Origin of the sequence: Methylobacterium nonmethylotrophicum (assembly GCF_004745635.1) — a bacterium.
GTDB classification, from domain to species: domain Bacteria; phylum Pseudomonadota; class Alphaproteobacteria; order Rhizobiales; family Beijerinckiaceae; genus Methylobacterium; species Methylobacterium nonmethylotrophicum.
The window spans coordinates 104095-125815 of record NZ_SRLB01000017.1; the positions used below are offsets into that span (position 1 = coordinate 104095).

The window sequence follows — 21721 nt, forward strand, 5'->3', positions numbered from 1 at the left end:
ACGTCCCCTTCCACGGGCCGTCCGCCCCGGCGAACCGGCTTCCGCTGCGGCCTCGGCCTCCGCTATCACGGCGCCATGTGGAGCCGCCTCGTCCCCCCGCTCGATCCCGCCGCCGCGGCCGCCCGCCTGCGCGGCAGGCCTGGCCTCGCGCTCCTCGACAGCGCCATGCGGCACGACGCCGTCGGGCGCTCGTCCTATCTCGCCGCCGACCCGTTCGGGTCGTTCCGGGTGCGCGGCAACCAGGCGTTCTGGAACGGCGACCCGGTGCCGGGCGCCCCCCTCGACGCCCTGCGGGCGGTGCTGGCGCCCTTCCGCAGCGCGCCGCAGCCCGGCCTGCCGCCGTTCCAGGGCGGAGCGATCGGCTACGTGGCCTATGATTTCGGCGCGAACCTCGAGCGGGTGGCGCCGCCGGCCCGGCGGGCCGGCCTGACCGACGACATGGCCTTCAACCTCTACGCCAGCGTGGTCGCCTTCGATCACAGGGCCGGGACCTGCCACCTGATCGCCACCGGCTTTCCCGAGACCGGCCCGGGCGCCCGGGCGCGCAAGGCCGAGGCCGACCTCGACGCCCTGGAGGAGGCCCTGGGCCGGCCCGAGCCGGCGGCCGAACCCGCCCCGGTCGCGGCCCTCGCCTGGCGCTCGAACTTCACGGCGGAGCGCTACGCCCTGGCGGTCGAGCGGGTGCGGGACTACATCCGGGCCGGCGACATCTACCAGGCCAACATCGCCCAGCGCTTCGAGGCGGCCCTGCCGCCGGGCTTCGACGCCTTCGCGTTCTACCGGCACCTGCGGGCGCGCAACCCCGCGCCGTTCGCGGCCTATCTCGAATGCGCGGGGGTCACGGTGGCCTCCTCCTCGCCCGAGCGGTTCCTGCGCCTCGACGGCCGGCACGTCGAGACGAGGCCGATCAAGGGCACGGCCCCGCGCGCCGCGGATCCGGCCGAGGACCGGGCCCGGGCCGAGGCGCTCGTGGCGAGTGCCAAGGAGCGGGCCGAGAACGTGATGATCGTCGATCTCCTGCGCAACGACCTGTCGCGGATCTGCGCCCCCCACAGCGTCGCGGTGCCGTCCCTGTGCGGGCTCGAGACCTATGCGGGGGTCCACCACCTCGTCTCGGCGGTCACCGGCACGCTCAAGGAGGGGACGGACGGTCTCGACCTCCTCGCCGCGACCTTCCCGGGCGGCTCGATCACCGGGGCGCCGAAGCTGCGCGCCATGGACATCATCACGGAGATCGAGGGCGACGCCCGCGAGCTGTATTGCGGGGCGATCGGCTGGATCGGCTTCGACGGGAGCCTCGACACCAGCATCGCGATCCGCACCGTGCTGATCGGCGAGGGGCGCGCGGTGCTGCAGGCCGGGGGCGGGGTCACGCTGCTCTCGGACCCGGAGGCCGAGTACCGCGAGACCCTGACCAAGGCCGAGCGGGTCTTCTCGGCCTTCGCGAGCGGGGAGGCGCCATGATCCTCGTCATCGACAATTACGATTCCTTCGTCTTCAACGTGGTGCGCTACCTCGAGGAGCTCGGCGCCCCGGTGCGGGTGGCGCGCAACGACGCCCTCGACGTCGCGGGCATCCGGGCCTCAGGCGCGCAGGCCGTGGTGATCTCGCCCGGGCCGTGCAGCCCGGCGGAGGCCGGGGTGTCGCTGCCGGCGATCCGCGCGCTGTCGGGGGAGGTGCCCCTGCTCGGAATCTGCCTCGGGCATCAATGCATCGGGGCGGCCTTCGGCGGCCGGGTCGCGCGCGCCGTCCGCCCGCTCCACGGCCAGGCAGCGGCCATCGACCATGGCGGGCGGGGCCTGTTCGAGGGCCTGCCGGCGCCGCTCACGGTCGGGCGCTACCACTCGCTGATCGTGGCGCCGGAGCCGGCGATGGCGGAACACCTCACGGTCGACGCCGTCTCGCCCGAGGGCGAGGTGATGGCGCTCTCCCACCGCCGGCACCCGACCTACGGGGTGCAGTTCCACCCGGAATCGGTGCTGACCGCGCACGGCCACGCCCTGCTCGGCAATTTCCTGGGCCTCGCCCGGCGCTGGCACGCGGAAGGGGGACCGCGCCGTGCTGTGGCGTGACGGGGCGGTGCAGGAGGGGACGCGCGCGCCCTTCGACTTGTCCGACCGCGGCCTCCTGCTCGGCGACGGGGTGTTCGACACCGCGCTGTCGCTTCGCGGCACGGTGGTGGCGGAGGCTGCGCATCTCGCGCGCCTGTGCGAGGCCGCCGCGGCGCTCGGCTTCGCCTTCGATATCGAGGAGGCCCGCGCCGCGATGCGGACCCTGGCCGCGCGCTGCGAGCGGGCGGCGATCCGCACCACCGTGACCCGCGGCCCCGGACCGCGGGGCCTGCGCCCGCCGTCGGCGCCGCGCCCTGTCCTGTGGGCGAGCGCCGCGCCGCTGCGGCTCGGCACGGTCTTCTCGGAACTCTCCCTCGGCTGGAGCGCGATCCGTCGCAACGAGACCTCGCCGGCCGCGCGCCACAAGACGCTCGGCTACCTCGACGCGGTGCTGGCCGCCGAGGCGGCGGCGCGGGACGGTCACGACGAAGCCCTGTTCCTCAACATGCGGGGCCGGGTGGCCTGCGCCGGCACCGGCACCCTGTGGGCGGTCTTCGGCCGCGCGGTCGTCACGCCGCCCCTGGAGGAGGGGGTGCTCGCCGGCATCGTCCGCGCCCGGGTGCTCGCCCTCGCCCCCGGCCTCGGCTTCGAGCCCGCCGAGCGCCCGATGTCGACCTCGGACCTCGCGGGGGCCGAGGCGGTGTTCGTCACCAACTCCCTGCGGCTGATCGCGCCGGTGCGGCGGATCGGGGAGCGGGATTTCTCGAGCGCCGGGCATCCGGCGGTGCGGGCCTTGCAGGAGGCGCTGACGCGGGAGATCGCGCAGGCCTGCGGGGTGGCGCCGGAGGGGTGAGACAACGCCCAAACCCTCCCCCTCTGCGGGGGAGGGTGGCGAGCCCAGCGGGATACAGTCCCGCCGAGACGGGCAGCGCGACGCTGATCCAGGAAGCGCTCGTCAGGATGGTTGCGGCCTCTCCGGAAGCGTGGCTCCCCTCTCCCGCCCCACTTCGTGGGCCCCCCCGCAGAGCGGGGAGGGTTCGGGCGCTAATTATCGAAAGACCCGGAAGAAATCCGGATCTCACTCCGGCCCCGCCACCCGGTGACGCAGCTCCGCCACACGCACCGCCTCGCGGGCATAGGCGAGGCCGAGATCGATCCAGAGGGCGCGGAGAGCCTCCTCGATGGTCCCTGTCGGCAGCCCCTGGCGCCGGCGCTCGTCCAGCAGCATGAGCTGGCGCTCGACGCCCCGGCAGGCCTCCGCGATCGTCGGGTCGTCCGTCGTCGGCGTCCCCTGCGGCTCCACGCAGCCTCCAACTCATACATCCGGGGAGCATATGCGGCGCGCCCTCTGTCTGGAACCAGACACGACTCCGTGCCCGAGGACAAGCACCCGGGGGGTTAGGCGACTGTGCGTCCGATTCGCCGGGGCCTTGCGGACAAGGGGGGGAAACGGTCAGAAGTGGCGCAAACGGGCCTTCAGGCCCGCAGCAGTGGAGAGCAGAGCATGAAGCGCGCGTCCCTGGCGGTGGTTCTCGGTGCCGCGACCGCCCTGACGGCAAGCCTGCCGGCCGGCGCCAAGACGCTGGTCTACTGCTCCGAGGGCAGCCCGGAGAACTTTTATCCGGCGGTGAACACCACCGGCACCTCGTTCGACGCCAGCGCCCAGATCTACTCCAACATCGTCGGCTTCGAGCGCGGCACCACCAACGTGGTACCGGACCTCGCCGAGACATGGGACATCTCGGAGGACGGCAAGACCTACACCTTCCACCTGCGCAAGGGCGTGAAGTGGCATTCCAACAAGGGCTTCAAGCCGACCCGCGACTTCAACGCCGATGACGTGGTGTTCTCGTTCGAGCGGCAGTGGAAGGAGAACCACCCGTACTTCCGGGTGACCAGCGCCAACCACACCTACTTCAACGACATGGGGCTGCCCAAGCTGCTGGCCTCGCTCGACAAGGTCGACGACTACACCGTCCGCTTCACCCTGACCAAGCCCGAGGCGCCGTTCCTCTCCGACCTCGCGATGTCCTTCGCGGCGATCCAGTCGAAGGAATACGCCGACGCGATGATGAAGGCCGGCACGCCCGACAAGCTCGACCAGGAGCCGATCGGCACCGGCCCGTTCTACCTGCTGCAGTACCAGAAGGACGCGATCATCCGGTACCGCGCCTTCCCGCAATACTACGCCGGCAAGGCCAGCCTCGACGACCTCGTCTTCGCGATCACGCCGGATTCCTCGGTGCGCTGGGCCAAGCTCCAGAAGGGCGAGTGCCACGTCATGCCGTATCCGAACCCGGCCGACGTCGACGCGATGCGCAAGGACGCGAACGTCCAGGTGCTCGAGCAGCCCGGCCTCAACATCGGCTACCTCGCCTACAACACCCAGAAGAAGCCGTTCGACGACGTGCGCGTGCGCAAGGCGATGAACATGGCCATCAACAAGAAGGCCATCATCGACGCGGTCTACCTCTCGACCGGCATCGCCGCCACGAACCCGATCCCGCCGACGATCTGGTCCTACAACGAGGCGATCAAGGACGATCCGTACGATCCGGAAGCCGCCAAGAAGCTGCTCGCCGAGGCCGGCCTGGCCAACGGCTTCACGACCGACCTGTGGGCGATGCCGGTGCAGCGGCCCTACAACCCCAACGCCCGCCGCATCGCCGAGCTGATGCAGGCCGACCTCGCCAAGGTCGGGGTCAAGGCCGAGATCAAGACCTACGAGTGGGGCGAGTACCGCAAGCGGGTCCAGGAGGGCGAGCACCAGACCGCGATGCTGGGCTGGACCGGCGACAACGGCGATCCCGACAACTTCCTGCACACCCTCCTCGGCTGCGCCGCGGCGCAGCCCGGCGGCGGCAACACCGCCAAGTGGTGCGACAAGAGCTACGACGACCTCGTCAACAAGGCCAAGACCATCAGCGACAAGGCCGAGCGCACCAAGCTCTACGAGCAGGCGCAGGTGGTGTTCAAGGAGCAGGCGCCCTGGTTCACCATCGCGCACGCGGTGCAGCTCAAGCCGGTGCGCAAGGAGGTGGTCGACTTCAAGATCTCGCCGTTCAGCCGCCACACCTTCTACGGCGTCAGCCTGAAGTAAGATCCCGCCCGTGCTCCGCTTCCTCCTGACCCGCGCGTCCCTGGTGATCCCGACCTTCCTGGGGATCACCCTGGTGGCGTTCTTCCTGATCCGCCTGGTGCCCGGCGACCCGATCGAGACGATGGCGGGGGAGCGGGGCATCGATCCCGCGCGGCACGCGGCCCTGCGCGCCGAGTACGGCTTCGACAAGCCGCTGCTGGTGCAGTACGGCGTCTACCTCGAGCGGCTCGCCCACGGCGATCTCGGCCGCTCGATCAGCACCAAGGAGCCGGTGATCGCCGAGTTCACCAGCCTGTTTCCGGCCACCGTCGAGCTCGGCGTCTGCGCGATCCTGTTCGCGCTCCTCGTCGGCCTGCCGGCCGGCATCCTGGCCGCCCTCAGGCGCAACTCGGTCCTCGACCACGGGGTGATGGGGCTCTCGCTCACCGGCTACTCGATGCCGATCTTCTGGTGGGGCCTGCTGCTGATCCTGCTGTTCTCGGTCCAGCTCGGCTGGACCCCGGTCTCGGGCCGCATCGACGTGCAGTACTTCGTCGAGCCGGTGACCGGCTTCCTCTTGATCGACACCCTGCTGTCGGACGAATCCGGTGCCTTCGGCTCGGCGCTGTCGCACCTGATCCTGCCGGCGGTGGTGCTCGGCACGGTGCCGCTCGCGGTCATCGCCCGCATGACCCGCTCGGCGATGCTCGAGGTGCTCGGCGAGGACTACATGCGCACCGCCCGCGCCAAGGGCCTGCCAGCCTGGCGCATCGTCGGGCTGCATGCGCTGCGCAACGCGCTCATCCCGGTCGTCACCGTGATCGGCCTCCAGGTCGGGGTGCTGTTCACCGGCGCGATCCTGACCGAGACGATCTTCTCCTGGCCCGGGATCGGCAAGTGGCTGATCGAGGCGATCGGCCGGCGCGACTACCCCGTCCTGCAGGGCGGCATCCTCTTGATCGGCGCGGTGGTGATGGCGGTGAACCTGATCGTCGACCTCGCCTACGGCCTCGTGAACCCCCGCATCCGGCACGCCCGATGAGCGCCGAACGCCAATGAGCGCCGAACTCCTCGATACCCCCGCCGCGTCCGCCGCACCCGCCGGCCCGCCGCACCCGCTCGCCGAGTTCTGGACGAGCTTTCGCGCCAACCAGGGCGCGGTGATCGGCCTCGTCCTGATCGTGCTCGTGCTGCTGATGGCGGTCTTTGCCGACCTCATCGCCCCGCACCCGCCGAACCTCACCAACAACGCCGCCTTCCTCAAGCCCCCGTTCTGGCAGGAGGGCGGCTCGCTCACCTATCCGCTCGGCACCGACGCGATCGGCCGCGACATCCTCTCGCGCCTGATCCACGGCGCCCGGCTGTCGCTCTCGATCGGCATCGCGGTCGTGGCGGTGTCGATCCTGGTCGGGACGATGCTGGGGCTGGTCGCGGGCTTCGTCGGCGGCGCCACCGGCATCGTCATCATGCGGGTGATGGACATCATCCTGACCCTGCCGTCGCTGCTGCTCGCCATCGTCATCGTGGCGATCCTCGGTCCCGGGCTGATGAACGCGATGCTGGCGGTCGCCGTGGTGGTGCTGCCGCATTACGTCCGCATCGCCCGCGCGGCGGTGATCGCGGAAAAATCGAAGGACTACGTCACCGCCGCCCGGGTCAGCGGGGCGGGGCCGCTGCGCCTGATGCTGGGGGAGGTGCTGCCGAACTGCGCCGCCCCCCTCATCGTCCAGGCCTCGCTGGGCGTCTCGACCGCGATCCTCGATGCGGCGGCCCTCGGCTTCCTGGGCCTCGGCGCCCAGCCACCCTCGCCGGAATGGGGCACGATGCTGGCCGATGCCCGCGAGTTCGTGCTGCGGGCCTGGTGGGTGGTGACCTTCCCGGGGCTGATCATCCTGGTCACGGTGCTGGCCTTCAACCTCGTCGGGGACGGCCTGCGCGACGCCCTCGACCCCAAGCTGAAGCGGTGAGGCCACCCGTGCCGCTCCTCGACATACAAAACCTCTCCGTCGAGTTCCCGTCCGCCGGCGGGACGCTCCGCGCCGTCGACGGCGTCAGCCTGACCCTTGAGGAGGGGGAGGTGCTCGGCGTCGTCGGCGAGTCGGGCTCGGGCAAGAGCGTGACCATGATGGCCTTGATGGGCCTCGTCGCCTATCCGGGCCGGGTGCAGGCCGACCGCCTCGCCTTCGCGGGGAGAGACCTCCTGGGGATGCCCGCCCGCGAGCGCCGCCGCCTCACCGGCCACGACGTGGCGATGATCTTCCAGGAGCCGACCACCAGCCTGAACCCCTGCTTCACGATCGGCTTCCAGATCACCGAATCCCTGCGCCAGCATCTCGGCCTCGACCGCAAGGCGGCCAAGCGCCGGGCGATCGAGTTGCTGGAGCAGGTCGGCATCCCGGCCGCCGAGAGCCGGCTCTCGGCCTATCCGCACCAGCTCTCCGGCGGCATGAACCAGCGGGTGATGATCGCCATGGCGATCGCCTGCAACCCGAAGCTCCTCATCGCCGACGAGCCGACCACGGCGCTGGACGTCACGATCCAGGCCCAGATCCTCGACCTCCTGCTCTCGCTCCAGCGCGAGCGCGGCATGGCGCTGGTGCTCATCACCCACAACATGGGCGTCGTCGCCGAGACCGCCGACCGGATGATGGTGATGTATGCCGGCCAGGTGATGGAGGAGCAGCGCGCCGACGCGCTCTTCGCCCATCCCCAGCACCCCTACACCGCAGCCCTGCTCGCGGCGCTGCCGGAGCGCAGCGCGGGCGGGCGCCTCGCCACGATCCCGGGCGTGGTGCCGGGGCTCTACGACCGCCCGCGCGGCTGCCTGTTCTCGCCGCGCTGCGCCTACGCCACCGCGCATTCCCGCGACGAGCGCCCGGCCTTGCGCCCCTGGCAGGACGGCTTCGTGCGCTGCCACTATCCTCTCGGCGATCCCTCCCGCGACGCCCGCATCCGCCAGGACCACCCTGTCGGCGCAAGCGCCGATGCGGGCGCGAGCGCCGACGCCGGCGCGCGCGCCGAGGCTCCCACCACCGCGGAGGCGGCCCCGTGAGCGCCCCCGTCGTCGTCGCGGACGCTCTCCGCCAGACCTACGAGATCCGCCGCGGGCTCTTCCGCGCGCCGGCCCGGCTCCAGGCGGTCGGCGGCATCTCGTTCGCGATCGAGCCCGGCCGGACCCTGGCGGTGGTCGGCGAATCCGGCTGCGGCAAGTCGACCCTCGCCCGCATGGTGACGCTGATCGAGCCGCCGAGCGACGGGTCGCTCACCCTCGACGGGATCAATGCCGTCGACCCGCCGGCCTCCGAGCGCCGCCGCCTGCGCCGCACGGTGCAGCTGGTGTTCCAGAACCCTTACGGCTCGCTCAATCCGCGCAAGCGCATCGGGGCGATCCTGGAGCAGCCGCTCACCATCAATACCGGCCTGTCGGGAGTCGAGCGCCGCGAGCGGGTGCGGGCGATGATGGCCAAGGTGGGCCTGCGCCCGGAGCACGACGCGCGCTACCCCCACATGTTCTCCGGCGGCCAGCGCCAGCGCATCGCCATCGCCCGCGCCCTGATGCTGTCGCCCAAGCTCGTGGTGGCCGACGAGCCGGTCTCGGCCCTCGACGTGTCGATCCAGGCCCAGGTGCTGAATCTCCTGGGCGACCTGCAACAGGAGCTCGGCCTCGCCTACCTGTTCATCTCGCACGACCTCGGCGTCGTCCGGCACATCGCCCACGACGTGCTGGTGATGTATCTCGGCCTCGCCATGGAGCAGGGGCCGAAGGAGGCGATCTACGCCCGGCCCCTCCACCCCTACACCCAGGCCCTGATGGCGGCGACGCCGGGCGTCGGCCCGCGCACCCGCGAGCGGATCGTGCTGCGGGGCGAGTTGCCCTCGCCGCTCAATCCCCCGCAGGGCTGCGTGTTCTCGACCCGCTGCCCCCACGCCACCGACCGCTGCCGCACGGAGCGGCCGGCGCCTCGGCCTTTGGCGGGCCGCGCGGTGGCCTGCCACTACGCGGAGAATTTTCTTGAGGGAATGCCGGCCGAGGGGCGGGCCCTGGCCGGCTGAGCTGAGCCGTTGGCTGAGCTCTTGGGCCGCGTTCGCCGGCACTCACGGGGTGTTCAACCTCGGGGGGCTTCGCCTCGCGACAATCCGCCCTACCATGAGTATGGCAGCGGGAGCCTGGCGTCCGGATCCGTGAGTGAGCCCATCGCGGCGGCCGCGCCGCACCAGCCGAGAGCGTCGGGCTTCGCCCGCGCGACCCTTGCCCGCGCGCTCGTCTTCCGGGCCGGCCTCAGGGTCGCGCGCCTGCGCCACTGGCTCGCCGGGCGGCTGCCGCCCCGGGCGCGCGGCCGGCTGGCCGAGAACGTCCGCTCCGCCGAGCTCGCCGGCCTCGCCTTCGCGTTCCGGGCCCGGGCGATCGCCATCGTGGTGGTGTCGCTGTGGCTGCTGGTGCTGGTGCCCTGGCCGCGCGACCTCTACTACCTCGCCGCCGCCGGCCTGTTCTTCATCCTCGGCACGATCCCGTACGCCCTGCGCAAGGCGCGCCGCGCCTGGGCGATCAAGCTCGCCTTCACGGTGCTCGACGTCGCGCTGATGACCGCCGTCATCATCCTGCCGCCGCCGGCGGGCCTCGGGATCGACTGGCCGATCCAGACCCGGCTGCGCACCCCGGAATTCCTCTACCTGCTGCTCCTCCTCGGCGAGGCGGCGCTGACCTACCGGCCGCTGGCGGTGCTCTGGACCGGGACCTGGATCGCGGCGATCTGGTCGCTCGGCGTCTGGCTGGTCTATCGCCGCGAGGACAGCGTGCGCTTCGCCGACATCGTCCACGACGGGTCCTTGAGCGCCGAGGCCGCGCTCCGGGTCTTCCTCGACCCGGCCTTCGTCGGCCTGACCCCGGCCTGGACGCAAGGGATCGCCACCGGGCTGTTCACGCTGCTCCTCGCCATCGCGGTGTGGCGCGGCCGGGGGCTGCTGCTGGCGCAGGTGCGCGCCGAGGTGGTGCGGGCCGACCTCGCCCGCTACGTCTCGCCCGACGTCGCCGACGCGCTGACCGCCCGGGCCCATGCCGGCTTCGGGGCGCCGCAGACCCGGGTGGTGGCGGTCCTGTTCGCCGACGTCGTCGGCTTCACCGGCATGAGCGAGGGCCTGGGCCCCGAGCGCGCCTTCGCGCTGCTGCGCGGCTTTCGCGAGCGCAGCTGCAAGGTGGTCTTCCGCCACGCCGGCACCCTCGACAAGTTCCTGGGCGACGGCTTCATGGCGACCTTCGGCGGCCTCGACGGGCGCGGCGACGCCGCCGCCCGGGCGGTCGCCTGCGCCCTCGACCTCCAGCACGAGATCGACGCCTGGAACGCCAAGCGCCAGGCCCGGGGGGCGGAGCCCGTGCGGGTCGCGGTCGGGGTGCATTGCGGCCCGGTGGTGATCGGCAATATCGGCGCCGACCAGCGGGTCGAGTTCACGGTGATCGGCGACGTCGTCAACGTGGCGAGCCGGCTGGAGGCCGCCACCCGCGAGCTCGGCGGCCGCATCGTCGCCTCGGAAGCCTGCGTGACCGCCGCGGGGCCGCAGGCGGCGGGCCGCTTCACCCGCACGCTCCCCCTGACCCTGCGCGGCCGCAGCCAGCCGATCACGGTCCACGTCGCGGAGTAGCGGTCTCAGCCCCGCTGCAGCACCTCGATGCGCACGCCGTCCGGCCCCTCGAAGAAGGCGATGCGCAGGCCCGGCTTGATGTCGGTGATGCCGGAGACCAGCGGGATGCCGCGTCCGGCGAGATCCGCCACCGTCGCCTCGATGTCCTCGACCCTGAGGCCGATATGCTCGATGCCGCGATGGGGCGGCACCGCCGCCGGCCCGGTGCCCTCTGGCGCCTGCTCGATGAACATCCGGAGCCCGCCGAGATCGAGGATGATCCGGCTCGGCGCCTCTCCGCCCTCGCGCCCGATCTCCCGCGCCCCCAGCACCTCGCCGTAGAACCGCGCCGCCGCCACCGCGTCCCGGCTGCGCAGGTGGAGATGGTCGAAATCGTAGCGCATGCGGTCCTCCCGTGGGGTGTCTCGTCGTGATGGCGCGCACGCTACGTCGCCCGGGCGGCCCGCGATAGGCCTGCGCCCCCGTCCTCCGGAATCGCCAGGGGATTCGACCCGGGGCGGGGGAGCCGGTGACCGCGCGAGGCCCGTCAGAGGGCGAGCGTGAGCGGGCCGCCATCCCGGGAGCGGGAGCAGCACGCCATCATGCGCCGGCCCTCGGCCCGCTCGGCCCGGGACAGGACCCGGTCGCGATGGTCGACCTCGCCCGCCACCAGCTCCACCTCGCAGCTTCCGCACAAGCCCTCCCGGCAATCGCAGGCGAGGTCGATGCCGGCCGCCTGGATCGCGTCGAGCAGCGTCTGGTCCTGCGCGACGGTCAGGGTGAGCCCGGAATCCTTCAGGACGACCGCGAACGCCGTCTCCTTGCTCGGATCGAGGATCCCGGTCGCGCCCGCGAAGCGCTCGACATGCAGGGTCCCGTCGGGATGCCCAACCGTCAGCTCCTCCAGCGCGGCAAGCATGCGGTCCGGCCCGCAGGCATAGACCTGCGCCCCCGGCGGCAGCCCGGCGACGATGGCCGGAAGGTCGGCCCGCGCCCCGTCCTGCCGGGCATGGACGGCGAGGCGGCCCCGGTGGTCCGCCTCGAGCCGGTCGAGGAAGGCCATCGACGACCGCGCGCGACCGAGATAGTGGATCGCGTAGGGGCGGCCGAGGGCCTTCAGGCGGTCGGCCATCGCCAGGATCGGCGTGATGCCGATGCCGCCCGCGACCAGCAGGTAGGCCGGCGCCCCCTCGTCGAGCCGGAACAGGTTGTGGGGGCCGCGCAGCTTCAGCTCCATCCCCTCGCGGACGGTCTCGTGGATGTGGCGCGACCCGCCGCGCCCGTCGGCCTGGTGCAGGATCGCGACCTGGTAGCAAGCGGCGTCCGGCGCGCCGCAGAGCGAGTATTTCCGGTCGTAGCCGCCGAGGCAGAGCTCGACATGCGCCCCGGCGCTCCAGCGCGGCAGCGCCCGGCCCCTGGCGTCGACGAGGGTCAGGCCCAGGACGTCGTCGGCCTCGCGCACGATGCGGGCGACGCGCACGGACCGGGCGATGTCCCGGCGGGCCGGCGCGCCGACGGCGAAGTCGACCGAGGCGGTCCTGACCTGCGGATCGCTACGCTCCGGGTTCCGCGCCGGATCCCACTCGACCCAGACCGCTTCGGGTCCGCGGAACGTCGTGTTGGGGAGGTAGGTGAAGGTCTGGTCGGCGAGGCGCAGATGCGGCAGGCGGCGCGACACCTCCTCGAGGAAGATCCGCATCTCCATCCGGCCGATGTTCTTCCCCATGCATTGATGGCTGCCGTAGCCGAAGGTCAGGTGATCGACCGCGTTGTCGCGGTAGATGTCGAACTGCTCGGCATGCTCGAAATGGCGCTCGTCCTGGTTGGCGGAGGCCTGGACGATGAGGAGCTTCGCGCCCTCCGGCAGGTCGATGCCGCCGAGCCGCGTCGGTGCGGTGGTCTGGCGGCGCCACGCCGCCGCCGAGCCGGCGACGCGCAAGGATTCCTCGACGGCGTTGGGGATGAGCGCCGGGTCGGCGCAGATCGCCTCCCAGGCGTCGCGGTGCGTCAGCAGCGTCTTGAACATGCCGGCGGAGGCCAGCGCCGTCGTCTCGTGCGCCGCCACGATGATCGCCATCATCATCGAGTGGACGTAGCTGTCGGTGACGATGGCCGGCAGCTCCGCGTTCTTGCGGATCGTGTGATGCATCCAGCCGGTGCCGTCGGGATCGGCCCGCATCGTCTCGATCACGCCCCCGGCATATTGCCAGAAGCGGCCGACCGCGTGGGCGACGTCGATCTGGTGCGCGGGCGTCGGGCGGCCGAAGGCGTTCACCGCATGGGCGACGGAGAAGCGGCGCAGGCGCTCGAGCTCGTCCTCCGGCACGCCCAGGAAATGCAGCGCGACGGTCAGCGGGATCTCGTACAGCATCGCGTCGACGAGATCGATGCGGCCCTCGTCGATGAAGCGGTCGACCTTCTCGCGGGTGAGCCGGCGGATCATCGCCTGGTGGGCTTCGACATTCGCCGGGAGGAAATGCTCGGACAGCACCCGCCGCCGCTCCATGTGGGCGGGCTCGTCCTCGTTCACGAGGGTGCGGTTCATCGCGTATCCGTAGCGCGTGAGCACCTCCCGGGCCTCGGCGCAGGGCGGGGTGATCGGCTCGAGGACGTTGCGCGGCGAGAACAGGATGGCGTCGCGAAACACCGCCTTCACGTCGTCATAGCGGCTGACGACCCAGTAGCCGAGCTTGGGGCTGTAGAAGACCGGCAGCTGGTCGCGCGACCAGCGCAGCGCCTCGGCCGGGTCCAGCTGGTAGGGCCCATCGAAGGGATCGAACGCCTCCGCCATCGCGGCGGGCGAACCCGCGGCGGGCTCGCCCGCGGCGGGCCCCCCGGCAGCGTGGAACGGGCAGCCGCCGGCCGCTTGGGCCGTCCTCTCGGATGCGCTCATGGGGTCCTCCCGCGTATTTTACGATTATCGCACATCTGTTCCCTCATAGTGTAAAGGGTGACGGTGCTTCGTCAATGTGAGGCCCGTTTGCCCGGACGCCCGGCGCCCCGGGGTCGCGGGGACGAACCGGAGGGGACGGGATGGCGGATGGACGGTTGCAGACGCTCGACCGGGGGCTGGCCGCTCTGTGGATCCTCGCGCGCCACCCGCGCGGGCTGAAGATCGCGGAGCTGGCCGACGCGCTCGGCGTCCACCGCGCCATCGCGTACCGGATCGTCGCGACGCTGGCCGACCACGGGATGACCTTCCGGCTGCCGGACAACCGCATCATCCTGGGCAGCGGCGCCATCGCCCTCGCGGTCCACGCGGAGGGCAACGTGCGGGTCCTCGGCCGGCCGATCGTCGAGCGCCTGGCGGCGCAGACCGGCGCGACGGCGTTCCTGTCGATGGCGCAGGGGTCGGACTGCGTCGCCCTGCTGAGCGCCGAGCCGCCCGGGCAGCGCCTCAGCATCCACTACCGCGTCGGCTCGCGCTCTCCCCTCGACAAGGGCGCGCCCGGCCTGGCGCTCCTCGCGGGGCGGCCGGAACGGAGCGACGACCCGGAGGCCGTGAAGGTGGCGCGGCGGCAGGGCTACTGCGTGACGCGCAACGAGCTTCAGGACGGCGCCGTCGGGGCCGCGAGCCCGATCCGCATGCCGAGGGCCGGCTATCCCGGGTTGGAGCTGTCGATCGGCGTCGTCGCCCTGTCGGCGCTCGACCTCGACCGGGCGGAGGCCGCCATCAGGTCGGCCGCCGCCGCTCTGTCGGACCAGCTCGCGCGGGGCGCCGGCGAGGCCGGCGAGGCCGCGCGCGGGCCGACGGCATCCGGGATCGATCCGCGCCAGGGGTAGGGGGAGGCCGGCGTCGCGCGCGAGTCCGCCCGTGCGCGGGCCGCGGTCACAATGGCGGAGGCGGCCACGGTGACGCCCGTGGCCGGGGAGCCGGCATTGGGGCACCGGAGCCGATGGACGCGGCGGCGTTCATCGCTATGGATGATCGCCCCCGCTGCATTGTCCCGCGCGGGTGATCCCGCTCCCGTCGTCAGGATCCACGCCCGTGTTCCTCTCGGTCGCCACCGCGCATCGACCTGCCACCGACCTCGGCTTCCTGCTCCACAAGAACCCGGCCCGGATGCAGGACCTCGATCTCGGCTTCGGGCGGGCCGTGATGCTCTATCCCGAGGCGAACGACGCGCGCTGCGAGTTCGTGCTGACGCTCGACATCGACCCGGTCGCCCTGGTGCGCGGGCGCTCAGGCAGCGAGGGGCTGCTCGACCAGTACGTCAACGACCGGCCCTACGCGGCCTCGTCCTTCCTCAGCGTCGCGATCGGCCGCTGCCTCGGCGCGGCCATGGGCGGGCGCAGCAAGGAGCGTCCCGCCCTCGCGCAGACGAAAATCCCGCTCTCCGTCACGGTGGCACCCCTGCCGGTGCGCGGCCGGCCCGATCTCGTCGAGCGGCTGTTCTCGCCGCTCGGCTACGCGGTCGAGGTCACGCGCCACCCGCTCGACCCCGAGCGCCCGGACTGGGGCGAGGCGCCCTATGTCACCTTGCGGCTCTCCGGCACCGCCCGGCTCGCCGACCTCCTCACCCACCTCACCGTGCTCATGCCGGTGCTCGACGACCGCAAGCACTACTTCGTCGGCGAGGACGAGATCGGGAAGCTCCTCGCCCGCGGCGAGGGCTGGCTTCCGGACCACCCCGAGCGGGACCTGATCGTCGCGCGCTACCTCAAGCGGCGCGGGGCCCTGGTCCGGCAGGCGCTGGCGCAGCTGGCGGAGGCCGCGTCGGAGCCCGACGCGGCCCTCGATCCGGCCGGGCAGGAGGAGACCGAGGCGGCGATCGAGCGGCCGCTGCGCCTGCACGAGCGGCGCCTCGACCGGGTGGCGCAGGTGATCGCCGAGAGCGGCACCAAGGGTGGCACGCTGCGCGTGCTCGATCTCGGCTGCGGCGACGGCAAGCTGATCGCCCGGCTGATCCGCGATCCCGCGATCGCGCAGGTGGTCGGCGTCGAGGTGTCGAGCGCCGAGCTCGCCCGCGCCGCGCGCCGGTTCGAGACGCTGCCGGAGGCGCTGCACCGGAAGCTCGCGCTGCTCCAGGGCTCGCTCATCTACCGCGACGCGCGCCTGCGCGGGTTCGACGCCGCCGCCCTCGTCGAGGTGATCGAGCATGTCGAGCCCGACCGCCTGCCGCATCTCGAGCGCGCCCTGTTCGGCGACGCAAAGCCGGCGACGATCGTGGTCACCACCCCGAACCGCGACCACAACGCGCTGTTTCCGGGCCTGCCGGCGGACCGGCTCCGGCATCCCGACCACCGCTTCGAGTGGAGCCGGGCCGAGTTCGCGGCCTGGGCCGGGCGCGTCGCCTCCGATCACGGCTACGCCGTGCGCATCGAGGGCATAGGCGACGCGCATCCCGATTACGGCGCGCCGAGCCAGATGGCGGTGTTTTCCCGATGAGCCGCGACGCCATGCCTTCCCTTGCGGGTGCTTCCGCGATCACGGTGCCGGATTTCGCGCTGGTGGTGCTGATCGGCGCCTCCGGCTCCGGCAAGTCGACCTTCGCGCGCCGCCACTTCCGGGCAACCGAGATCGTGTCCTCGGATGTCTGCCGGGGCATCGTCGCGGATGACGAGAACGACCAGGGCGCCACGCCGGACGCCTTCGCGCTGCTGGCCGCCATCCTCGACCTGCGCCTCAAGAACCGCCGCCTCACGGTGGTGGACGCAACGAATGTCCGGCCGGAGGACCGCCGGAAGCTCGTCGAGACCGCCCGGCGCTGGCACGCGCGCTGCGTCGCCATCGTGCTCGATCCGGGCGAGGAGGTCTGCCGGGCGCGCAACGCCGCCCGGCCCGACCGCGCCTTCGGCCCGCACGTGATCCGCAACCAGATGGCGGCCCTGCGCCGCGGCCTGCGCGGCCTCGACCGGGAGGGCTTCCGGCAGGTGCACGCATTGCGCTCGGAGGCCGAGATCGCCGCCGTCACCGTGGCCCGGGAGCGGCTCTGGACCGATCGCCGGGACGAGGCGGGGCCCTTCGACGTCATCGGCGACGTGCATGGCTGCGCCGACGAGCTGGAGGCGCTGCTGGACCGGCTCGGCTACGCCGTGACTCGCGAGAGCCGGGACGGGGAGTCGCGCTACCGCGTGGTGCCGCCGCCCGGGCGCAAGGCGGTGTTCGTCGGCGACCTCGTCGATCGCGGGCCCCGGGTCGCCGACGCGCTGCGCCTCGTCATGGACATGGTCGAGGACGGCCACGCCCTCTGCGTCATGGGCAACCACGAGGCCAAGCTGGAGAAGTGGCTCGACGGCCGCGACGTGAAGGTCGGCCACGGGCTCCAGGCGAGCATCGACGGCCTCTCGGCCGAGAGCGCGGCCTTCCGGGCCCGCGCCCGGCGCTTCATCGGCGGGCTCGTGAGCCACTACCTGCTCGATGCGGGCCGGCTCGCGGTGGCGCATGCGGGAATCAAGGCCGAGATGATGGGTCGCGCCTCGGGGGCGATCCGGGGCTTCTGCCTGTTCGGGGAGACCACGGGCGAGGTCGACGAGTTCGGCCTGCCGGTGCGCCAGAACTGGGCGACCGCGTACCGGGGCGACACGATCGTGGTGTACGGCCACACGCCCGTGATCGAGCCGGCCTGGCTCAACAACACGCTCTGCATCGACACCGGCTGCGTGTTCGGCGGCCGGCTCACCGCCCTGCGCTACCCCGAGCGGGAGATCGTCTCGGTTCCGGCAAACCGGGTCCACGCCGAGCCGGCGCGGCTCCTCGGGCCGGCGGTCGGCGCGCAGGCCGAGGCGGACAACCTCCTCGACCTTTCGGACGTGTCGGGCAAGCGGATCGTCACGACGCGGCTCCTGCCCTCCCTGACGATCCGGGAGGAGAACAATGCGGCGGCCCTGGAGGTGATGAGCCGCTTCGCCATCGACCCGAAATGGCTGATCTACCTGCCGCCGACCATGTCGCCCTGCGAGACCGCGACGGAGGACGGCTACCTGGAACACCCGCGTGAGGCGCTGGACTTCTACCGCCGCGAGGGCGTGCGGCAGGTGCTTTGCCAGGAGAAGCACATGGGCTCGCGCGCGCTCATCGTCGTGTGCCGCGACGAGGACACGGCGCGGCGCCGGTTCGGCGTCGCGGGCGGCCTCGGGGCGGTCCATACCCGCACCGGGCGCGCCTTCTTCGGCGACGCGCGGCAGCAGGACGAGGTCCTGGCCCGGACCGGGGCCGCGCTCGCGGGAAGCGGTCTGCTCGCCGACCTCGACACCGACTGGGTGCTGCTCGACGCCGAGATCATGCCGTGGTCGGCCAAGGCCCAGGCGCTCATCGCCGGCCAGTACGCGCCGACCGCGGCCGCGGCCCGGATCGGGCTTCACGCCCTCGCGGACGCGCTCCGGCGCGCCGAGGCCAACGGCACCGAGATCGGCGACCTCCTCTCGGGCACGACGGACCGCCTCGGCCGGGCGGAGCGCTTCGCCGCGGTCCTGCGCCGCTACGCCTGGCCGGTGACGACGGTCGACGACCTCAGGATCGCGCCGTTCCATCTTCTGGCCAGCGAGGGGCAGGTCCACGCCGACAAGCCGCATGCCTGGCATATGGGCCATCTCGCGCGGCTCGCGACCGCGGACCCGCTGTTTCGGGCGACCGCGACGGTCGCGGTGGATCTCGACAAAGCGGTGGAGGTCGAGGCGGCGCTCGCCTGGTGGCTCGACCTCACCGCCGGGGGCGGCGAGGGCATGGTGGTCAAGCCCGCCGGCTTCGTCGCCCGCGGCCGCCGCGGGATCACGCAGCCGGCGGTGAAGTGCCGGGGCCGGGAGTACCTGCGCCTGATCTACGGCCCGGATTACGACACGCCCGAGCACCTCGCGCGGCTGCGCCAGCGCGGGCTCGGGGCGAAGCGCTCGCTCGCCTTCCGCGAATTCGCCCTCGGTCTCGAGGCCCTGGAGCGGTTCGTGGCCCGCGAGCCGCTGCGGCGCGTGCACGAATGCGTGTTCGCGGTGCTGGCCCTGGAATCGGAGCCGGTCGATCCGCGGCTGTGACGCCGGGGACGGATGACCCCTTGCTCAGAGCCTGTCTGACTCGCTGCGACCGATTTGAAACCGATTGAAAGCCTATTCGAGGTAAGAGGATACCACCGCGAAGAAATCTTCTGTCCCATACGCGACCTCATCCTGAGGTGCGATCGCAGAGAGCCTCGAAGGAGGCCTCCAGAGATCTTCGAAATTTCTGGAGGCCTCCTTCGAGGTCAGTCGATTTTCAATCGACTGATACCATCGGCCCAGGATGCTGACGCATCGGGCCGATGACCCATCTCGAATTTTCGATGTCAAGCCAGAGGCTTGGCGAAAATTCGAGAACGGAACCAAAGGTCGTTTTCAACGACCGTTGGTATGACGCCTCAGGATGAGGCTGTGGTTGGGACAAATGTTATCGATTGATCAAACAGGCTCCCGGACGATCACTTGCCCAGATGCTTGTCGAAGAACCCGGCGATCTCCTCGAACACCTTGCGGGTCTCCGGCGCGGTGTCGTCGCGGATGTAGTGGGCATGCGACTGGCCCTCGCCCACCTGCAGGGCGGCCTCGACGCCGGCATCCCGCAGCCTGCGGTGCACCCGCACGGTGTTCGACAGGAGCAGGTCGCGGGTGCCGGTGGTCAGGATCGTCGGCGGGAAGCCGTGCATGTCGCCGTAGACCGGCGACAGCATCGGGTCCTTGAGGTCGTGGCCGTTGGCGTAGACCTTGGCGCCGTCGTCGCAGAAGCCGTCGGGCGAGACCAGCACGTTGTCGAGCATCGCGTTGGTGACGAAGCTGTCGCCGACCTTGGTGGTGTCCGACATCGGCGTCCCGGGGGCGATCGCGGCCGGGAGCGGCAGCCCCTCCTGCTTGGCGCGCAGCACCATCGCGAGGGTCAGCGCCCCGCCGGCCGAGGTGCCGAAGATCGCCGTCTTCTTCGGGTCGGCCATCTTGGTGGCCGCCTTCCAGACCGTCATGGCGTCGTCGTGGGCGGCCGGGTAGTAGGCCTCCGGCGGCATGCGGTAATCGACGGAGATGACCTTGAAGCGGCCGAACCCGGCCATGAAGATGGCCTCGGGCAGGCCGGCCTCGCCGGGATTGAGCACGTAGCAGCCGCCATGGACGTGCACGAGGAGCCGGTCGCGGTTCTCGGGCGGGATCTCCGCGGGGGTGAGGATGAAGGCCCGCACGCCGTCGATGGTGGTGCGCTCGACCTTCACCTTCAGGCGCTCGAGCATGCCCGGCACCAGCTTCCCGAGCGCGGCCGCGCCGGCTTCGGCGACCGGCTTCCACTCCTCGCCGGTCTTGGGATGGATGTTCCAGTTGCTGCGCAGCGGCGCGCCGATGATCTTCGCCATCTGCGGGCTGACATCGGCCGGCACCGGGACGCTCTTGGCCGGCACCTGGAGGGGCGGGGCCTGGGGGGATTCCTGAGCCCCTGCGGACGCGATGGCGAGCCACCCGGCCAGCACCCCACTCCACCGGCCAAGCCTCCGCCGGCCAAGCCGGCGCGAACGAACGATCATGGGCCCTTCTCCTCCCGCCGCGCCGCCTCGTCTCGGGCGGCGTTCTACGGCTGTGAGATCTTAGGGCGCGAGATCGGTTTGCCTACATGGCGCACGCGAGAGGGCACAGGTCATCATGTGGATGGCCCGGAGCCGAACCGGGAAACACGTCGTGCGCCTTCCTCTATCCACGCCCGCAGGGCTGTCCGGGGACAATCGTTTGAAGACGAGGCGCGGGATCCCCTCTCCCGTGTGGGAGAGGGGTAGGGGTGAGGGTGGCTCGGGTTCAGGATTAAGCACTGAGCGTCCAAATGCGCGGCTCAACAGTCCAGTCTCGTTCTGAACCGTCGCCACCCTCACCCCCGGCCCCTCTCCCACACGGGAGAGGGGGAGATGTGCCTCTTCTTTCTCCCGACAGCCCTGCCGGGCCCGGAAGGGGAGGCGCGCGACCAATCTGGAGCGATTACCTCAGTGCCGGTCCCGAGACGGGGGGAGGGTCGCCCTCACCCCAGCCGGGCCCGGGCCGCCGCGTATTCCGCCTTGAGCCGGTCGATCACCACCGCGGTCGCCGGCGCGTCGTCGATGGTGCCGACGCCCTGGCCGGCGCCCCAGATGTCGCGCCAGGCCTTGGTCGTGCCCGAGCCGAAATTCATCTTGGTCTTGTCGACCTCCGGCAGGGCGTTGGGGTCGAGGCCGGCGGCGGTCACGCTGGGGCGCAGGTAGTTGCCCGGCACGCCGGTGAAGTAGGGGGTGTACATGACGTCCGCCGCCGTCGTGCCGACGATCATCTCCTTGTAGGCCGGGGCGGCGTTGGCCTCCTGCGTGGCGATGAAGCGGGTGCCCATATAGGCCAGGTCCGCCCCCATCGCCTGGGCCGCGAGGATCGCGTCGCCGGTGGTGATCGCGCCCGACAGGATCAGCGGCCCGTCGTAGAAGCGGCGCATCTCGCCGACGAGGGCGAAGGGCGAGAGCGTGCCGGCATGGCCCCCGGCCCCGGCGCAGACCAGGATCAGCCCGTCGACGCCGGCCTCCAGCGCCTTCTCGGCGTGGCGCACCGTGGTGACGTCGTGGAAGACGAGGCCGCCCCAGCCATGCGCCGCCGACACCACCGCGTCGGGTGCGCGCAGCGACGTGATGATGATCGGGACCTTGTGCTTGGCGCAGACCGTCATGTCGTGCTCGAGCCGGTCGTTCGAGGCGTGGACGATCTGGTTGACGGCGAAAGGCGCGACGATCCGGTCGGGCTCCGCCGCCTTGGCCTGGCTGAGCGCCCCGGTGATCCGGGTCAGCCATTCGTCGAGGGCTTCCTTGGGCCGGGCGTTGAGGGCCGGGAAGGAGCCGACGATGCCGTTGACGCACTGGGCGATGACCAGTTCCGGCCCCGAGACGATGAACATCGGCGAGGCGATCACCGGCAGGGCGAGGGCGGAGGAGAGGCTGTCGGGCAGGGACATCGGCGGCGTGGCTCCCAAGGACGCGTTCTGAGGGTCTCGTTCACGAGGTACCGTTACGCTACCGCATCGCAC

The 21721-nt window shown here is 71.7% G+C and carries 17 protein-coding genes; 12 read left to right on the forward strand and 5 right to left on the reverse strand.

Annotated elements, in window-relative coordinates:
* The first annotated feature begins 75 nt into the window (after positions 1 to 75).
* Genes pabB through EU555_RS22360 form a run of 3 tightly spaced genes read left to right on the forward strand, consistent with a single transcriptional unit; the run spans position 76 to position 2904 of the window.
* Positions 76 to 1464 (forward strand): aminodeoxychorismate synthase component I, encoded by a 1389-nt coding sequence (gene pabB, locus EU555_RS22350; protein ID WP_135417435.1) that lies wholly within the window; start codon positions 76 to 78, stop codon positions 1462 to 1464.
* Entirely contained in the window at positions 1461 to 2072 is a 612-nt protein-coding gene (locus EU555_RS22355) for an anthranilate synthase component II (RefSeq protein WP_135417436.1), read from the forward strand. The genes pabB and EU555_RS22355 overlap by 4 nt, the downstream gene beginning before the upstream one ends.
* Complete coding sequence (locus tag EU555_RS22360; protein ID WP_135417437.1) at positions 2059 to 2904, forward strand: aminotransferase class IV; 846 nt, start codon at positions 2059 to 2061, stop codon at positions 2902 to 2904. The genes EU555_RS22355 and EU555_RS22360 overlap by 14 nt, the downstream gene beginning before the upstream one ends.
* A gap of 225 nt (positions 2905 to 3129) precedes the next feature.
* Here the strand turns inward: EU555_RS22360 and EU555_RS22365 are convergent, their stop codons facing one another.
* A complete protein-coding gene (locus EU555_RS22365) occupies positions 3130 to 3354 on the reverse strand; it encodes a hypothetical protein (RefSeq protein WP_135417438.1) in 225 nt (74 codons plus the stop codon).
* Positions 3355 to 3555: 201 nt separating this feature from the next.
* Here EU555_RS22365 and EU555_RS22370 point away from each other — a divergent pair, with 201 nt between their 5' ends.
* From EU555_RS22370 to EU555_RS22395, 6 genes are all read left to right on the forward strand, one after another.
* Positions 3556 to 5151, forward strand: a complete 1596-nt coding sequence (locus EU555_RS22370; RefSeq protein WP_135417439.1) for an ABC transporter substrate-binding protein — start codon at positions 3556 to 3558, stop codon at positions 5149 to 5151.
* A 10-nt stretch (positions 5152 to 5161) separates the two neighbouring features.
* The gene (locus tag EU555_RS22375) at positions 5162 to 6172 is read left to right on the forward strand and encodes an ABC transporter permease subunit (protein ID WP_135417440.1); all 1011 of its coding nucleotides are present in this window, start codon (positions 5162 to 5164) and stop codon (positions 6170 to 6172) included.
* A 13-nt stretch (positions 6173 to 6185) separates the two neighbouring features.
* Positions 6186 to 7097, forward strand: a complete 912-nt coding sequence (locus EU555_RS22380) for an ABC transporter permease subunit (protein WP_135417441.1) — start codon at positions 6186 to 6188, stop codon at positions 7095 to 7097.
* A gap of 8 nt (positions 7098 to 7105) precedes the next feature.
* The gene (locus EU555_RS22385) at positions 7106 to 8182 is read left to right on the forward strand and encodes an ABC transporter ATP-binding protein (RefSeq protein ID WP_135417442.1); all 1077 of its coding nucleotides are present in this window, start codon (positions 7106 to 7108) and stop codon (positions 8180 to 8182) included.
* Positions 8179 to 9183, forward strand: a complete 1005-nt coding sequence (locus tag EU555_RS22390; protein ID WP_135417443.1) for a peptide ABC transporter ATP-binding protein — start codon at positions 8179 to 8181, stop codon at positions 9181 to 9183. The genes EU555_RS22385 and EU555_RS22390 overlap by 4 nt, the downstream gene beginning before the upstream one ends.
* Before the next feature lie 129 nt (positions 9184 to 9312).
* Positions 9313 to 10767 carry an adenylate/guanylate cyclase domain-containing protein gene (locus EU555_RS22395; RefSeq protein ID WP_245524437.1) on the forward strand — a complete coding sequence of 485 codons (1455 nt, stop codon included), beginning with the start codon at positions 9313 to 9315 and terminating at the stop codon, positions 10765 to 10767.
* A gap of 5 nt (positions 10768 to 10772) precedes the next feature.
* Here the strand turns inward: EU555_RS22395 and EU555_RS22400 are convergent, their stop codons facing one another.
* Together EU555_RS22400 and EU555_RS22405 are read right to left on the reverse strand one after the other, a co-directional pair.
* Positions 10773 to 11150, reverse strand: coding sequence for a VOC family protein (locus tag EU555_RS22400; protein WP_135417444.1), 378 nt, complete (start codon positions 11148 to 11150; stop codon positions 10773 to 10775).
* 143 nt (positions 11151 to 11293) lie between these two features.
* Positions 11294 to 13639 (reverse strand): cytochrome P450/oxidoreductase, encoded by a 2346-nt coding sequence (locus EU555_RS22405; protein ID WP_135417445.1) that lies wholly within the window; start codon positions 13637 to 13639, stop codon positions 11294 to 11296.
* 140 nt (positions 13640 to 13779) lie between these two features.
* Between EU555_RS22405 and EU555_RS22410 the strand changes: the two genes are divergently transcribed.
* The 3 genes from EU555_RS22410 to EU555_RS22420 all read left to right on the forward strand — a co-directional run bounded on the left by EU555_RS22410 (position 13780) and on the right by EU555_RS22420 (position 18714).
* Entirely contained in the window at positions 13780 to 14529 is a 750-nt protein-coding gene (locus tag EU555_RS22410; protein ID WP_135417446.1) for an IclR family transcriptional regulator, read from the forward strand.
* A 205-nt stretch (positions 14530 to 14734) separates the two neighbouring features.
* Entirely contained in the window at positions 14735 to 16135 is a 1401-nt protein-coding gene (locus EU555_RS22415; protein WP_135417447.1) for a 3' terminal RNA ribose 2'-O-methyltransferase Hen1, read from the forward strand.
* A gap of 11 nt (positions 16136 to 16146) precedes the next feature.
* On the forward strand, positions 16147 to 18714 hold the full coding sequence (locus EU555_RS22420; protein ID WP_135417448.1) for a polynucleotide kinase-phosphatase: 2568 nt from the start codon (positions 16147 to 16149) through the stop codon (positions 18712 to 18714).
* Between the two features lie 419 nt (positions 18715 to 19133).
* Here EU555_RS22420 and EU555_RS22425 read toward each other — a convergent pair whose 3' ends face one another.
* A complete protein-coding gene (locus EU555_RS22425; protein ID WP_135417449.1) occupies positions 19134 to 20216 on the reverse strand; it encodes an alpha/beta hydrolase in 1083 nt (360 codons plus the stop codon).
* Positions 20217 to 20698: 482 nt separating this feature from the next.
* A complete protein-coding gene (locus EU555_RS22430; protein WP_135417450.1) occupies positions 20699 to 21649 on the reverse strand; it encodes an NAD(P)H-dependent flavin oxidoreductase in 951 nt (316 codons plus the stop codon).
* Positions 21650 to 21721 lie beyond the last annotated feature (72 nt).

Excerpts from the sequence above, each read along its gene's own strand:
- pabB (WP_135417435.1), top strand. The coding sequence starts at position 76 with ATGTGGAGCCGCCTCGTCCCCCCGCTCGATCCCGCCGCCGCGGCCGCC.
- EU555_RS22355 (WP_135417436.1), top strand. The coding sequence starts at position 1,461 with ATGATCCTCGTCATCGACAATTACGATTCCTTCGTCTTCAACGTGGTG.
- EU555_RS22370 (WP_135417439.1), top strand. The coding sequence starts at position 3,556 with ATGAAGCGCGCGTCCCTGGCGGTGGTTCTCGGTGCCGCGACCGCCCTG.
- EU555_RS22380 (WP_135417441.1), top strand. The coding sequence starts at position 6,186 with ATGAGCGCCGAACTCCTCGATACCCCCGCCGCGTCCGCCGCACCCGCC.
- EU555_RS22400 (WP_135417444.1), bottom strand. The coding sequence starts at position 11,150 with ATGCGCTACGATTTCGACCATCTCCACCTGCGCAGCCGGGACGCGGTG.
- EU555_RS22405 (WP_135417445.1), bottom strand. The coding sequence starts at position 13,639 with ATGAGCGCATCCGAGAGGACGGCCCAAGCGGCCGGCGGCTGCCCGTTC.
- EU555_RS22410 (WP_135417446.1), top strand. The coding sequence starts at position 13,780 with ATGGCGGATGGACGGTTGCAGACGCTCGACCGGGGGCTGGCCGCTCTG.
- EU555_RS22420 (WP_135417448.1), top strand. The coding sequence starts at position 16,147 with ATGCCTTCCCTTGCGGGTGCTTCCGCGATCACGGTGCCGGATTTCGCG.
- EU555_RS22425 (WP_135417449.1), bottom strand. The coding sequence starts at position 20,216 with ATGATCGTTCGTTCGCGCCGGCTTGGCCGGCGGAGGCTTGGCCGGTGG.
- EU555_RS22430 (WP_135417450.1), bottom strand. The coding sequence starts at position 21,649 with ATGTCCCTGCCCGACAGCCTCTCCTCCGCCCTCGCCCTGCCGGTGATC.